The sequence below is a fragment of the [Rhizobium] kunmingense genome, from assembly GCF_977018605.1.
Window position 1 is genome coordinate 3190522 of record NZ_CDRNXG010000001.1, and the last position, 13373, is coordinate 3203894.

At 62.4% G+C, this 13373-nt stretch carries 15 protein-coding genes; 4 read left to right on the top strand and 11 right to left on the bottom strand.

What is annotated here, in order from left to right; all coding sequences use genetic code 11:
- Window positions 1-89: 89 nt before the first annotated feature.
- The 5 genes from gndA to ccoG all read right to left on the bottom strand — a co-directional run bounded on the left by gndA (window position 90) and on the right by ccoG (window position 6129).
- A complete protein-coding gene (gndA, locus tag AC0JZ4_RS15390) occupies window positions 90-1523 on the bottom strand; it encodes an NADP-dependent phosphogluconate dehydrogenase (RefSeq protein ID WP_471887226.1) in 1434 nt (477 codons plus the stop codon).
- Window positions 1524-1626: 103 nt separating this feature from the next.
- Window positions 1627-1779 carry a cbb3-type cytochrome oxidase assembly protein CcoS gene (gene ccoS, locus AC0JZ4_RS15395; protein ID WP_471887227.1) on the bottom strand — a complete coding sequence of 51 codons (153 nt, stop codon included), beginning with the start codon at window positions 1777-1779 and terminating at the stop codon, window positions 1627-1629.
- Window positions 1776-4055, bottom strand: coding sequence for a cation-translocating P-type ATPase (locus AC0JZ4_RS15400; RefSeq protein WP_471887228.1), 2280 nt, complete (start codon window positions 4053-4055; stop codon window positions 1776-1778). The genes ccoS and AC0JZ4_RS15400 overlap by 4 nt, the downstream gene beginning before the upstream one ends.
- Complete coding sequence (locus AC0JZ4_RS15405) at window positions 4052-4546, bottom strand: FixH family protein (RefSeq protein WP_471887229.1); 495 nt, start codon at window positions 4544-4546, stop codon at window positions 4052-4054. The genes AC0JZ4_RS15400 and AC0JZ4_RS15405 overlap by 4 nt, the downstream gene beginning before the upstream one ends.
- A complete protein-coding gene (gene ccoG / locus AC0JZ4_RS15410) occupies window positions 4543-6129 on the bottom strand; it encodes a cytochrome c oxidase accessory protein CcoG (protein WP_471887230.1) in 1587 nt (528 codons plus the stop codon). Before ccoG ends, AC0JZ4_RS15405 begins: the two co-directional genes overlap by 4 nt.
- A gap of 125 nt (window positions 6130-6254) precedes the next feature.
- Between ccoG and AC0JZ4_RS15415 the strand changes: the two genes are divergently transcribed.
- Genes AC0JZ4_RS15415 through AC0JZ4_RS15425 form a run of 3 tightly spaced genes read left to right on the top strand, consistent with a single transcriptional unit; the run spans window position 6255 to window position 7398 of the window.
- Window positions 6255-6656: an SRPBCC family protein gene (locus AC0JZ4_RS15415; protein ID WP_471887905.1), complete on the top strand. Its 402-nt coding sequence runs from the start codon at window positions 6255-6257 to the stop codon at window positions 6654-6656.
- A gap of 57 nt (window positions 6657-6713) precedes the next feature.
- Entirely contained in the window at window positions 6714-6989 is a 276-nt protein-coding gene (locus tag AC0JZ4_RS15420) for a ribbon-helix-helix protein, CopG family (protein ID WP_471887231.1), read from the top strand.
- Window positions 6976-7398, top strand: a complete 423-nt coding sequence (locus AC0JZ4_RS15425; RefSeq protein ID WP_471887232.1) for a type II toxin-antitoxin system VapC family toxin — start codon at window positions 6976-6978, stop codon at window positions 7396-7398. Before AC0JZ4_RS15420 ends, AC0JZ4_RS15425 begins: the two co-directional genes overlap by 14 nt.
- Window positions 7399-7413: 15 nt before the next feature.
- On the opposite strand, the gene ccoP is transcribed toward AC0JZ4_RS15425, so the two are convergent.
- From ccoP to ccoN, 4 genes are read right to left on the bottom strand one after another with little or no spacing between them, the layout of a single operon-like run.
- Entirely contained in the window at window positions 7414-8277 is an 864-nt protein-coding gene (gene ccoP, locus AC0JZ4_RS15430; protein WP_471887233.1) for a cytochrome-c oxidase, cbb3-type subunit III, read from the bottom strand.
- Window position 8278: 1 nt separating this feature from the next.
- Window positions 8279-8431 carry a cbb3-type cytochrome c oxidase subunit 3 gene (locus AC0JZ4_RS15435; RefSeq protein ID WP_471887234.1) on the bottom strand — a complete coding sequence of 51 codons (153 nt, stop codon included), beginning with the start codon at window positions 8429-8431 and terminating at the stop codon, window positions 8279-8281.
- Between the two features lie 12 nt (window positions 8432-8443).
- The gene (gene ccoO / locus AC0JZ4_RS15440) at window positions 8444-9175 is read right to left on the bottom strand and encodes a cytochrome-c oxidase, cbb3-type subunit II (RefSeq protein WP_471887235.1); all 732 of its coding nucleotides are present in this window, start codon (window positions 9173-9175) and stop codon (window positions 8444-8446) included.
- An 11-nt stretch (window positions 9176-9186) separates the two neighbouring features.
- Window positions 9187-10809 carry a cytochrome-c oxidase, cbb3-type subunit I gene (ccoN, locus tag AC0JZ4_RS15445; RefSeq protein ID WP_471887236.1) on the bottom strand — a complete coding sequence of 541 codons (1623 nt, stop codon included), beginning with the start codon at window positions 10807-10809 and terminating at the stop codon, window positions 9187-9189.
- Window positions 10810-11060: 251 nt separating this feature from the next.
- Between ccoN and AC0JZ4_RS15450 the strand changes: the two genes are divergently transcribed.
- A complete protein-coding gene (locus tag AC0JZ4_RS15450; RefSeq protein ID WP_471887237.1) occupies window positions 11061-11567 on the top strand; it encodes a hemerythrin domain-containing protein in 507 nt (168 codons plus the stop codon).
- A 2-nt stretch (window positions 11568-11569) separates the two neighbouring features.
- Here the strand turns inward: AC0JZ4_RS15450 and AC0JZ4_RS15455 are convergent, their stop codons facing one another.
- Window positions 11570-12283, bottom strand: a complete 714-nt coding sequence (locus tag AC0JZ4_RS15455; protein WP_471887238.1) for a PAS domain-containing protein — start codon at window positions 12281-12283, stop codon at window positions 11570-11572.
- A gap of 150 nt (window positions 12284-12433) precedes the next feature.
- Window positions 12434-13369 carry a lipid A biosynthesis lauroyl acyltransferase gene (locus AC0JZ4_RS15460; RefSeq protein WP_471887239.1) on the bottom strand — a complete coding sequence of 312 codons (936 nt, stop codon included), beginning with the start codon at window positions 13367-13369 and terminating at the stop codon, window positions 12434-12436.
- Window positions 13370-13373: the final 4 nt, after the last annotated feature.

Consider the following 13373-nt stretch of genomic DNA (forward strand, 5'->3'; position numbering starts at 1 on the left):
CGCATGTCTCTTCGAAGGCAGCTGGAGGCAAACACGAAAAAGCCCGGCGTAAAGCCGGGCTTTCGTTGTCTACTATTCTTACGCCCGGATCAGGCGAAGTCGGCGAGGCCGCTGCCCCAGGGGCCGTGGTGCTTGTCGACGCCATCCAGGCGATCGAAGCCGTGGGCGCCGAAGAAGTCGCGCTGGGCCTGGATCAGGTTGGCCGTGCCGCGACCGCGACGATAGGCGTCGAAATAGGTCAGCGCCGAGGTGAGTGCCGGAGCCGGCAGGCCGTTCAGCGCCGCGTAGGAAACGATGCGACGCAGCGCGCCATCGGTTTCCTTGACCATCTGCGAGAAGGCCGGGGTGACGATGAGGTTGGCGACATCCGGGTCCTTGCTGAAGGCCGAGGTGATCTCGTCGAGGAACTGCGAACGGATGATGCAGCCGGCGCGCCAGATCTTGGCGATCGTTGGCATAGGCAGGTTCCAGCCGTATTCCTTCGAGGCGGCCGACATGACGGCAAAGCCCTGCGCATAGGCACCGATCTTGGCGGCGAGAAGCGCCAGTTCCAGGTCGGCTAGGAAGGCCATGCCGTCCTTCGGCTTTTCGACCAGAGCCGGCTTGCCGAGGATCTTTTCGGCGGCTTCACGCTCGGATTTCAGCGAGGAGATGACGCGGCCGGCGACGGCTGCCTCGATCGCGGTCGCGGCAACGCCCATGTTCTGGGCCTCGATGACCGACCACTTGCCGGTGCCCTTCTGGCCGGCCGAGTCAACGATGATGTCGACCATCGGCTTCTTGGTGATCGGATCGACCGCCTTCAGCACCTTTTCGGAGATTTCCATCAGGTAGGAATCGAGACGGCCCTCGTTCCAGCGGCCGAAGACCTGTCCGATTTCGGCAGCGCTCATGCCCAAACCGTCGCGCAGGATGCCGTAGATTTCGGCGATCATCTGCATGTCGGCGTATTCGATGCCGTTGTGGATGGTCTTGACGAAGTGGCCGGCGCCGTTTTCGCCGAGCCAGTCGACGCAGGGCTCGCCGTTGAACTTGGCAGAGATGGAGGTCAGAACCTTCTCGACGCGCTTCCAGCTTTCTTCGGTGCCGCCGACCATGATCGAGGGACCGTGGCGCGCGCCTTCCTCACCGCCGGACACGCCCATGCCGATGAAGGTCAGGTCGCTGCCTTCGAGGCTTTCGAAGCGGCGCATCGTATCGCGGAAGTTTGCATTGCCGGCGTCGATCATGATGTCGCCGGATTCCAGGTAAGGCTTCAACAGCTCCATCTGCTGGTCGACCGGTTCGCCGGCCTTGATCATGATGATGATCGGGCGCGGCGGGCGGATGGACTTGATGAAGTCTTCGAGCGTCTCGCAGGGAATGATCTGGCTCTGGAGATCGCCCGCTTCCGCGTAGAATTTCTTCGTCACTTCGGGCGTGCGGTTGAAGACCGCGATCTTGTTGCCCTTTTCGGCGATGTTGAGCGAAAGGTTGGCGCCCATGACGCCAAGACCGATTAGGCCGATTTCTGCCTGTTCCACGGGATAGCCTCCAATTTGGTTGGAGCTTCTTTTGGCATCCGGGCGGCGAAGGGGCAAGGGACCGATTGCCCAAATCGGCTATATTAGCCGATTGCATGCCGCGTCAGTCGGGGCGATCGCCGCCATCGTCGATGATGCGCCATGCGGCGCCATCGAGATCGTCGTACTGGCCGTTCTTCAGCGACCAGAGGAAGGCCGCCAGGCCGAGACCTCCGAGGAATAGGGCAACCGGAATAAGGTAGATGAGCATGTTCATGCGGCGCGTGCCTCCGGCTCGGTGGTGCGCGCGGAGGCACTGCCCTGCGACATTATGCCTTCCCGGCCGACACGGTTCAGCCGCAGCGCATTGGCGACGACGATGATCGACGAGGTGGACATGGCGACCGCCGCGATCAGCGGTGTCGCATAGCCGGCAAGCGCGATCGGCACGGCGATGATGTTGTAACCTATGGCGAGAGCGAAATTCTCGCGGATCAGCCTGCCGGCGCGGCGGGAAATCTCGATGGCCGAGGTCACGGAATTCAGGCTTTCGTGCATGAAGACGAAATCGGCCGCCTGACGACCGATATCTGCAGCAGTGGCCGGCGCCATCGAGACATGGGCAGCGGCGAGCGCCGGCGCGTCGTTTATGCCGTCGCCGACCATCAGCACCTTGCGGCCTTCACCTGCCGAAGCGGCGCAGTGATCCGCCTTGCCCTTGGGCGAGACTTCGGCCTTCCAGTGGTCGATGCCGAGCTGTTCGGCCAACGTCCTGACGGGAGCTGCCCGGTCGCCGGAGACGACGCCGATCTCGACGCCCTCGTCCTTCAACGCCGCAATCGTCGATGCGGCGTCCTGACGGGGTGCATCCTCGAAGCGGATGACGGCCACCTCGTGGCCATCGCGGGAAAGGACGACTTCGAGGCTGTTATCGTCGGCCGTAGCCTCCTCGCAGCAGGCGAAGCGGCGGTTGCCGAGACGATAGAGACCTTCCGGGCGGCGCGCTTCCAATCCGCTTCCGGGGATTTCGATGACATTGTCGAAGGACGGGAACGGACCGGTGGCGGCCGCGCAGACGGCGCGCGACAAAGGATGGCGGGAATGGGCGGCAAGGCCTGCGGCGAGCGACAGGACGGGGCCTGGGATATCGGCGCCATTGGTGATGCGTGGACGGCCGAGCGTCAGGGTGCCGGTCTTGTCGAAGAGAACGCTATCGATCTGCGCCAGTCGTTCCATCGCCGAGCCATCCTTGACCATGATGCCGTTCTTGAACAGCCGACCGGCGGCAACGACCTGGACGACGGGAACGGCAAGGCCGAGCGCGCAGGGGCAGGTAATGATCAGGACCGCGATGGCGATCAGCATGGCGCGCTTCCAGTCGCCGCCGGCAAGCCCCCAGGCGAGGAAAGCGGTCAGGGCAAGCAGGTGGACGGCCGGCGAATAGTATTGCGCGGCGCGGTCTGCGAGGCGGCGGTAACCGGCCTTGGCGCCCTCGGCGACTTCCATCAGCGAAATGACCTCGGCGAGAAAGCTGTCTTTCGCGGCAGCCGTAACGCGGATGGTCAGTGCGCCGGTGAGGCTGAGCGTGCCGGCATGGACGCGCGATCCGGGGGCGACCGCCTGTGGTACGCTTTCGCCGTTGACGATCGAGACGTCGAGATCGCTCGCGCCCCATTCCACCGTGCCGTCGACGGGAATACGTTCGCCCATGGCGATCGCCACGCGGTCTCCGGGCTTCACATCCTCGACGGGACGGTATTCGCGGCCGCCATCCGCTGCCACGATCATGGCACCGCGCGGTGACAGACGGGCAAGCCCGCTGATCGCCGCCCTCGCCCGATCGCGCATGACATGGTCGAGCGTGCGGCCGATGAGCAGGAAGAAGAGCAGCGAAACGGTCGCATCGAACCAGGCATGTTCGCCGTGATGCATCGTCTCCCACAGCGAGACCACGTAGGAGAGCGTGATGGCGAGCGCGATCGGCACATCCATGTTGGTGCGGCCGCGCTTCAATGCGGCCCAGGCGGAGGCATAAAAGAAGCGGCCGCCATAGATCAGCGCCGGCGCGGCGATCAGGGCGGAAATCCAGTGAAACAGATCGCGCGTGGCGGAATCGGCACCGGACCAGACGGAAACCGAGAGCAGCATGATGTTGGCGGCCGCGAAACCGCAGAGGGCAACCGCGCGGATCAGATCGCGCTGCAGCCTGTCGCCGTCATCGAGCGCGGCGTCGAAGAGATAGGCGTCGTAACCGGTGGCGGAGGCGATCTTTTCGACGAACTCTCCAGGATCGACGGTCGGCGTATCGGCGGCTTGCCTCCAGACGATCGAGACGCGTTTGGTGGAGAGGTTGACACGGGCCTTTTCGATGACCGGGAGCGCCTTAAGAGCGGTTTCGACCGAGGTGATGCAGGCGCCGCAATGGACGCCGGGGACGCTCAGGTCGATCTGCCGTCGGCCCTCGCCGAGGTCGCGGCTGGCGAGCATCATTTCTTCCGAGGAGGGCGCGGTGCGGAGGATTTCGCCTTCCGATCCGGGGGCACAGCAGCTCATTTGACGGCTCCATGAACCGAGACGCGCTCGGCGTGATGAAGGATGCGTTCGCCGCCGCGTTCGGCGACCGTCTCGACGATCCAGTGGCCGGGAAGGATAGCGCGACCGAGTGCGAAGACGCCCTCGCCCTCCCGCGTCAGTTCAGCGGAAAAATCCTGCTTTTCGCCGACCGGGCGCTTGAAATTGACTGTCAGGCGATCGGCCGGTGCCGGCCGGCCGTCGACATCGAGGATCTCGTAGCGGATGCCGGTGGCGGTAACGGCGAGTTTTCCGGAAATGCCGGTGGCCGCGAGCGCACGGGCTTCTGCCACCTTGCCGTTGAACTGCTGGCTGGCGACATAGGTGTTTTCGACAACCAGCCCGCTCCAGGTGGTGACGGCGTTATAGGCCATGTAGAAATTGACCGAGATGATGGTGGCGAAGAAGAGCACCATGACGCCCGCCATGTGCCATCCGGTGAAGACGAATCCCTTTTGCGATGTCGTGGTCATTTCCTGCCTCCCGGTGTGAAGAAATTGGCCGAGTAACTGTTGCTCTCGTGGCTTGCGCGGTCCTCGGCGATAAATCGGAACGTGGTGTCGTCGCGCGCGGCTTCGCGCGGCAGCGTGACATAGGCTTTCAGCGCCATCGTCCTGTCCGGCGGCACCTCGATCGCGAATGTGCGGGCCGGCACGTCGCTTACGCCGATGATCTTCATCGTCGCCTCAGGCACGCCATCGAGCGACAGCATGATGGTGCGCGGTTCGGGGATCATGTTGAGAAGGCGGATCGTGTAGCCGTTGCGGATCGAGCTGTCCGATTCCAGGACGAATTGCGGATTGCGGTCATGGATGACGTTGATTTCCAGCCGGTCCCTCGACAGGAGCGCCACGACGAGGGCCGCACCGACGGCCGACCAGATGCCCATGTAGAGAAGCGTGCGCAGGCGAATGAGGATCCTCCAGTCGAAATGGCGGACCTGATCGACGAAGCCGCCTTCGGGTTTGCGCACCCGTGCTGGGCTGATCGGTGCGGTGCCGCCGCCGGTGGCGAGCGCCATATTGACGTCGTATTCCTCCAGCGTCGCATAGGCGATCAGGCCGCGTTCCCGGCCAAGCTTGTCCATGACGCCATCGCAGGCATCGATACAGAGCGCACAGGTGATGCAGGCCATCTGCTGGCCTTCGCGAATGTCGATGCCCATGGGACAGACCGCGACGCAGGCGTTGCAATCGACGCAATCGCCGACCATTTGGCCAGCCGCGAGCGCCTTCTTGGCGTGGCGGCTGCGCGGTTCACCGCGCCAGTCGTTATAGGTGACCGTCAGCGAGTGCTCGTCGAGCATGGCGCCCTGGATGCGTGGCCAGGGACACATGTAGATGCAGACCTGCTCGCGCATAAGGCCGCCGAGCAGGTAGGTGGTGGCGGTCAGCACGGCGACGGTGGAATAGGCGACGAGCGCCGCCTGCCCGGTGACGAAGTCGAAGGCGAGCGACGGGGCATCGGCAAAGTAGAAGATCCATGCACCGCCGGTGGCGATGGCAATCGCGATCCAGATTGCGTGCTTGGCGACGCGCTTGATGATCTTGTCGACGGTCCAGGGAGCTGCATCGAGCTTGATGCGAGCATTGCGATCCCCCTCGACGAAGCGTTCCACGGCGAGGAAGAGATCGACCCAGACCGTCTGGGGACAGGCATAACCGCACCAGGCGCGTCCGACGGCGGATGTCAGCAGGAAGAGGCCAAAGCCGGCCATGACGAGCAGGCCGGCTACGAAGAAGAATTCCTGCGGCCAGATCTCGATGAAGAAGAAATAGAAACGCCGGGCCGACAGATCGATCAGCACCGCCTGATCCGGCGCGAAGGGGCCACGGTCCCAGCGGATCCACGGCGTCAGGTAATAGATGCCGAGCGTCACGGCCATGATCAGCCATTTGAGATTACGGAAGCGACCTTGCGTGCGCTTGGGAAAGATCTTCTTCCGCTTTTCGTAGAGCGGCTCACGCGGCTGGCCGGGCGGGTGGACCGCCTTGACATCGATACGTTCGACAGATGCGCCGGCGGGGGCGACGCTTTCGGCGGTGTAGAGATTCATGGAACCTTCCTTTATCGGACATCTTGTCCCACCGGGCGCGGCCTGCTTCCTTGACTTAAGTCAAGCGTGTGGCGCGAGGTCGCAACGGTTCGGTACGCACCGGGAAAACACGAGGGAGAGACATGATGACGACGATGCCGGCACGCATCATCCACACGACGATCGCACGGCCATGGCGCGAGGTTTATGCCTTTGCCTCGAAGCCTCAAAACATGCCGCTGTGGGCGGCGGGGCTTGCCGCCGGGCTGACGCAGGATGGTGACGACTGGGTCGGCGATGGCGGGCCGATCGGTGCAATCCGGGTACGGTTTGCGCCGCTTAACGATCACGGCGTGATCGACCATACCGTGACGCTTCAGACCGGGGCGCAGTTCGAGAACGCTTTGCGCGTGGTGCCGAATGGCGACGGCGCGGAGGTTCTATTCGTGCTGCTGCGGCACGAGGGCGTCGAGGACAGCGCCTACGAGGCGGATGCGGCGGCGATTGCCAAGGATCTTGCAACGCTGAAAGGCCTGATCGAGCGGTGATTCTGGCTTGTGGGCCACGGATGTGATAGCTTGTATGCTTGGGTCTGGAGCGCTGCGATGGGCATTCACAAGCTGGAAATCGAGCTGAGCGACGAGTTGCTTAGGAAGGTCGAGCGAATTTCTGAGAAAACCAACTCTTCAACTTCGGAAATCGTCGTTGAAGCCATCGAGAACCTGGTTGAAGATCGAGCTAGCGCGGTAGCCGATATAGCTAAACGTCGCGCGGCGATGAACGGCATATTCGAGCGTGTCTCCAAGTCCGCCCCCGGCCTATCGAAAGAAGAAATAGACCAGCAAATCAGAGACTTCCGAGCTGATCGTGAGCACATCTGACCGCATTTACATCGACAGCAACATTCTCATCTACGCCATAGAGGCCGACGAAAGCGTTGCGGCTTCGGCGAGGGATACTCTGCATCTTCACAACGATAAAGGCGATCGCCTGTATACGAGTGAGATAACGCTCGGAGAATGTCTGCGTGGCGCCCACCGTAAAGGTGTCGTATATATCGACGCTTATATGGATATGCTGATCAATGAGGGCATGTTTACTCTTGAGCCAGTCTCCTTAGACATCATCCGTCGCGCCGCCCTCATCGGCGCAAACCTCAACATGAAGCTCGTCGATGCGATTCATGTGGCGACTGCGGAGGCGTGTGGCTGCAGTGTCTTCATGACGAACGACCGGGGCATTCGCGCCCCGGCCGCCATAGAGCTGCGATATCCGCCAGGGATCGCCTGACGCATCGGCAAAGCTCTACTCCCCGCCCCCCAAGGAATGGACATAGACGGCCAGCTGCTTGACGGTGACGTCGCCGAGACGCGTGGTCCAGGCGGGCATGACGCCGTGTTTCGGCTGGCGGATCTGGGCGGCGATCCCCTCCTCGCCCTCGGCCTTCAGCCAGATGGCGTCGGCAAGATTGGGCGCGCCCAGATCGCGATTGCCCTCGGCGCTTTCGCCGTGGCAGGAGGCACAGTTGTCGGTGAACAGGAGCTTGCCTGGCTCGACCATCGCGGCGTCGCGGGGCGTCCCGGTGAGGCTGACGACATAGGCTGCGACCTGACGGATCTCGTCGGATTGAAGCATGTCGGCGAAGGCCGGCATTTCGGAAATGCGGGTTTCCTGATCGACCGCATCGCGGATGCCATGGGCGACCGTCTGGTAGATGGCATCGACGCTGCCGCCCCAGAGCCAGTCGTCGTCGTTGAGGTTCGGATAGCCTTCGCCGCCGGCAGCACCCGAGCCGTGGCAGGGGGTGCAGTTGACGCGGAAGGCGGCTGCACCGCCGGCGGTGGCGAACTGGTTCATTTCCAGATTGGCGACGATCTCGTCCGGCGTTGCTGCCGCGATCCGTTCCAGCATCGCGCCCTGGGCGGCACGGGCGGCATCCACCTCGGCCGTCAGTTCGGCGCGGCTGGAATAGTTCAGCACGCCCCGCGTCGCATCGTTGACCAGCGGCCAGGCGGGATAGAAGACCGTGTAGCCGAGCGCCCAGACAATACAGGCATAGAACGTCCACAGCCACCAGCGCGGCAAGGGATTGTTCAGTTCGCGGATGCCGTCCCATTCATGGCCGGTGGTTTCGACGCCGCTGATCTCATCGATATGTCTGTCAGCCATGTTAGTCTTCCTCCAGGGGAATTTGGGCCGCGCGGTCGGCAGCGGTGCCGCCGCCGGGGCGAAGCGTGAAGATCAATACGCCGATGAAGAACAGGGTCATGCCGAGAAGGCCCCAGCTATCGGCGAAGTGGCGCATTGCCGTGTAGACTTCCATCTTAGTGCCTCCTCAGCGATAACCGGTGGTTTCGTCATAGGTGGAGAAGTCGACGAGCGTGCCGAGCATCTGCAGATAGGCGACAAGCGCATCCATCTCCGTCAGCTCGCGCGGGTTGCCGTCGAAATCGCCGATCTTGGCCTTCGGATAGCGGGCCAGCAGCGCGCTCGTGTCGGCGTTCGGGTCTGCCTGGGCATTGAGATCAGCTTCGGCCTCGGCCAGCATCTCGTCGCTATAGGGCACGCCGACAGCACGGTTGGCCTTCAGCTCCATCGACACGTCGGTGACTTTAAGTGGCGTTTCCTTGAGGAACGCGTAGCTCGGCATGACCGATTCCGGCACGACGTCGCGCGGTTCGGTCAGGTGCTGGACGTGCCATTCGTTGGAATAGCGGTCGCCGACGCGGGCGAGATCCGGCCCGGTGCGCTTGGACCCCCACTGGAACGGATGGTCGTACATGCTTTCCGCAGCAAGGCTGTAATGGCCGTAGCGCTCGACCTCGTCGCGGAACGGGCGGATCATCTGGCTATGGCAGGTGTAACAGCCTTCGCGGATGTAGACGTTGCGACCGGCGAGCTCCAGCGGCGTGTAGGGTCGCATCCCCTCCACTTTCTCGATCGTGTTTTCGAGATAGAAGAGCGGCGCGATCTCGACGATGCCGCCGATGGAGACGACGAGGAGCGAGCCGACCAGGAGGAGCGTGGCATTGCGCTCGATGAAGTGGTGTTTATCGAGAAGAGACATTCGTCAGCTCCTTATTCGGCCGGCTGCAGGGCGGCGGGCGCGACACCGGGAGTGCGCTCCTGCCGCTCGTGGCCGAGGATGGTCATGGTGATGTTGAAGGCCATGATGAGGCCGCCTGCGAGGTACATGGCGCCGCCGACGGCGCGCAGCAGATAGTAGGGGAACATGGCGGCGACGGTTTCGGCGAAGGAATAGACGAGGAAGCCCTGGTCATCGTATTCGCGCCACATCAGGCCCTGCTGGACGCCGGCAACCCACATGACCGCCGCGTAGACGACGATGCCGAGCGTGGCGAGCCAGAAGTGCCAGTTGACCATGGCGAGGCTGTAAAGCCGGTTGCGGTTCCACAGTTTCGGGACAAGGAAGTAGATCGCGCCGAAGGAGATCATGCCGACCCAGCCGAGCGCGCCGGAATGGACGTGGCCAATGGTCCAGTCGGTATAGTGGCTGAGCGAGTTGACGGCCTTGATCGACATGACCGGGCCTTCGAAGGTCGACATGCCGTAGAAGGCGATGGCAATGACCATCATGCGGATGATCGGGTCGGTGCGGATCTTGTCCCAGGCGCCCGACAGCGTCATCAGGCCGTTGATCATGCCGCCCCAGGACGGCATCCAGAGCATGATCGAGAAGACCATGCCGAGCGTCTGCGCCCAGTCAGGCAGCGCCGTATAGTGCAGGTGGTGGGGACCTGCCCAGATGTACATGAAGATCAGCGCCCAGAAGTGGATGATCGACAGACGGTAGGAATAGACCGGGCGACCGGCCTGCTTGGGCACGAAATAGTACATCATGCCGAGGAAGCCCGCGGTCAGGAAGAAGCCGACGGCGTTATGGCCGTACCACCATTGCGTCAGCGCATCCTGCACGCCGGCGAAGGCCGAATAGCTCTTTACCCCGAGGAAGGAGACCGGCACCGCCAGGTTGTTGACGATGTGCAGCATGGCGATCGTCACGATGAAGGCGAGGTAGAACCAGTTCGCAACATAGATATGCGGCTCCCGGCGCTTGAGGATCGTGCCGAGGAAGACGACCAGATAGGCGACCCAGACGACGGTCACCCACAGGTCCACATACCATTCCGGCTCCGCATATTCCTTGCCCTGGGTGATGCCGAGCAGATAGCCGGTGGCGGCCATGACGATGAACAGCTGGTAACCCCAGAAGACGAACCAAGCGAGATTGCCGCCGAACAGCCGCGCCCGCGAGGTGCGCTGGACGACGTAGAAGGAGGTACAGAGAAGCGCATTGCCGCCGAAGGCGAAGATGACGGCGGAGGTGTGCAGCGGGCGGGTGCGGCCGAAATTCAGCCATGGCTCGATGTTGAGGTCGGGGAAAGCCAGCTGCAGCGCCACGACGACACCGACGAGGAAGCCAACGACACCCCAGAAGACGGTGGCGATCGTGCCGTATTTGATCACCTCGTCGAAATATTCCGTCTTTGCCGGATTGGCGCGCGGGGCGCCGGCCGGCGCAAAGGAGACGCGGCGCAGCATGACGATGCTGCTGATGGCCAGCGTGAAGAACAGCACCCACATGTGGGCGGCAAACAGGTCGTCATGCGCATAGGCTGCGCCGAGCAGCGCCAGGAAGGTCCCGATGACCAGCGCTGCAGTTTCCAATGGGTAGTTCATTGTTGGTTTCCCCCAACGTCCGGATTGTCCGTCGCGAGGATGGAGAAGCTGCAGTTCTCAGCCGAACCCGGACCGAATCCCCCTGCCACCTTCCGTCGCGATCACCGCGACAGATGGCAGCAGCAAGCCGCAGCCGCCTTGATTTGAATCAACGCAGGCAGGGCAGCGATGGAGGAACGTCCGAGCATCAACGGTCGGCACTGTTCCATGAGGGCGCGAGTTGGTGACCGGTCGGCTTGCGGAGGTCGGATTTGAGGCACGACATCAATTTAACCGACGCCCTGCGCGTCGAGCTTCCGGATCATCCGTCGGAGCGCGAACTCATCATGTCCTGGATCGACCGCGCCCATTGCGAGCAGCTTGCGCTGTGCAGCGAGCTGGAAGAAATCGCGGACTCGCTTCCAGCCTCCGTCAACCGGCAGAAATGCATCTATGCGGCCAAGAGCCTCTGTCCGCTGATCCGCAGCGTTCACCACTATGAAGAAACGGTGCTGTTCCCCTATCTGGTGCGCACAGGAACCGCCGTGGGGGAGCTGCAGATCACCCTTTCACGGCTGAAATACGAGCATTTCGAAGACGAGTGTTATGCCGAGGAACTGACCGAAGCGCTGCTTCGCCTCGGCTCCGGCAGTCGCGTCAACGAGGAAGCGGTCGGCTACATGCTGCGCGGGTTCTTCGAGGGGGTGCGACGGCATATCGCCTTCGAAAAGGTGCATCTGCTGCGTGACCACCTGCCGTTTAGCCCGATGACAGAATAGCGTCAGGCCGCCGAGGCGCGACGGCGGCGGTCTTCCCGCTCCTGCATGACAACCAGAGCACCGATCAGGGTCGAAGACCGGGTGATCGGCGACATGCGGCAATGGACGACCATCGTCCTGCCGTCGAGCTTTTCGGCATAAGTGAGCGTCAGGCTCTGGCCGGCAAAGCAGCGATCGAGGCTCGGCTGCAGATCCTGGCGAAAATGATGGACACCGACGAACTCGGCGAAATGGCGGCCGATCAGGGCTTCGCGCGGCAGGTCCATGCGCCGCGCATTCGTCTCGTTGCTGTAGAATATGCGGTAGCCGGGTGCGACGACGACGACGCGCTCGGAAAGCTCGTTCAGCAACGCATCATCCAGATAGCCATCGGCGATCGCCTGCGCAACGTCGACAGGTTTCGGTGTTTCGCCATCCTCTTCCGATCTGGAGGATGGCATATGCTCCATGGCGAGATAACGCTCGACGAGCATCTGCAAGAGGTGGCCGTTGCGGCGGACGCAGCCACCATCGTCGGCTTCCTCGTTGAGCAGGTCGAGGGCGAAACGAAACTGGAGGCGAATTGCCGACTGGTCGGCGCCCTGAGCGCCGAGGATCGCCTTGACGAGCGGATCTATCTCCCGATCGAGCCGGGAAACGGCCGCGTCATCTTCCATGTCGACTGCCCGGCGGAGTTCCGAATATTTCGACCAGAACAGATCAATCAACGCTTTCAAACTCTACCCCTCTGCGCAATGCGAGAAGCGGCACCTTCATCACAAGGCAAGACTAGCCCCAATAAACCCGATTCGAATTAATCAATTCGTCTAAACAACAATATCATTATTCGCCCCCTCTAAAACAGGGGCGCCGTTGGGCAAAACGCCTCAGCGTTCCACGGTCTTCTTGATCGCCCAGCGGTCGTGATACCACAGCCACTGTTCGGGATGTTGACGCACCCAGCTCTCGACCTTGTCGTTGAGCATCTGCGCGGTCGCCTGCACATCGACATTGCCCTTGTCGTCACGCGGGACATCGATACGTGGCTCGATCTCGAGCCGGTAACGGTTGTCGGGCAGACGGATGCAGCGGGCCGGATAGACATCGGCGTCGAACTGGCGCACCAGCTTGGCGAGCAGCGGATTGGTCTTCACCGGCCGGCCGAAGAATTGCGTCGAGAGCCCCTTGCCGAACTTCTGATCGACGAGGACGCCAACACTGCCGCCCGCTTCGAGACGACGCGCCAGCGCAAAGGACGATCCGCCATGCGACGGTACGAGGCTGCCCATGCGGGCGGCGCGGAAGGAGAAGACCTTGTCGGCGATGTAAGGGTTGTTCGGCGGCCGGAAGAGAACCATCACCTCCATGCCGAACGCCTTGCCGGCAACCGGCAGAAGCTCGAAATTGCCGGTATGGGCGGTGAAGACGATGAAGGGACGAGGGTTGTCGCGCAGGTCGACGAAGATCGGTATGCCCGAGACTTCCACCCTGCCCGGCTTTTCCTGTTCCGGGTCGAAATCGAAGAGACGGTCCAGAAAGACGTATTCGGCCGCCATGCGGCCCATATGTCCCCAGCTGGCGACAGCGATCTCTTCAAGCTCTTCCTTAGACTTTTCCGGGAAAGCGTTGGCGAGATTGGTCATCATCAGCTTGTGACGCCACAGCTTCGGGCCGATGTAACGCGCCAGGCGATCGGCGAAGCGGATGGCGGGATCGGCCGGCAGAACCTTCAGCAGGTTGAGCAAGCCGAAGGTCATCTGGGCGACCGACCATTGCTGAAATTTGCGGAGCGTCAGAACGATCCGGGTGATGACCATTTTCACAGGC

Coding starts and splice junctions, on each gene's coding strand:
- ccoS (WP_471887227.1), bottom strand. CDS start 1,779: ATGAACATGCTCATCTACCTTATTCCGGTTGCCCTATTCCTCGGAGGT.
- AC0JZ4_RS15400 (WP_471887228.1), bottom strand. CDS start 4,055: ATGAGCTGCTGTGCCCCCGGATCGGAAGGCGAAATCCTCCGCACCGCG.
- AC0JZ4_RS15405 (WP_471887229.1), bottom strand. CDS start 4,546: ATGACCACGACATCGCAAAAGGGATTCGTCTTCACCGGATGGCACATG.
- ccoG (WP_471887230.1), bottom strand. CDS start 6,129: ATGAATCTCTACACCGCCGAAAGCGTCGCCCCCGCCGGCGCATCTGTC.
- AC0JZ4_RS15415 (WP_471887905.1), top strand. CDS start 6,255: ATGACGACGATGCCGGCACGCATCATCCACACGACGATCGCACGGCCA.
- AC0JZ4_RS15420 (WP_471887231.1), top strand. CDS start 6,714: ATGGGCATTCACAAGCTGGAAATCGAGCTGAGCGACGAGTTGCTTAGG.
- ccoP (WP_471887233.1), bottom strand. CDS start 8,277: ATGGCTGACAGACATATCGATGAGATCAGCGGCGTCGAAACCACCGGC.
- AC0JZ4_RS15435 (WP_471887234.1), bottom strand. CDS start 8,431: ATGGAAGTCTACACGGCAATGCGCCACTTCGCCGATAGCTGGGGCCTT.
- ccoO (WP_471887235.1), bottom strand. CDS start 9,175: ATGTCTCTTCTCGATAAACACCACTTCATCGAGCGCAATGCCACGCTC.
- ccoN (WP_471887236.1), bottom strand. CDS start 10,809: ATGAACTACCCATTGGAAACTGCAGCGCTGGTCATCGGGACCTTCCTG.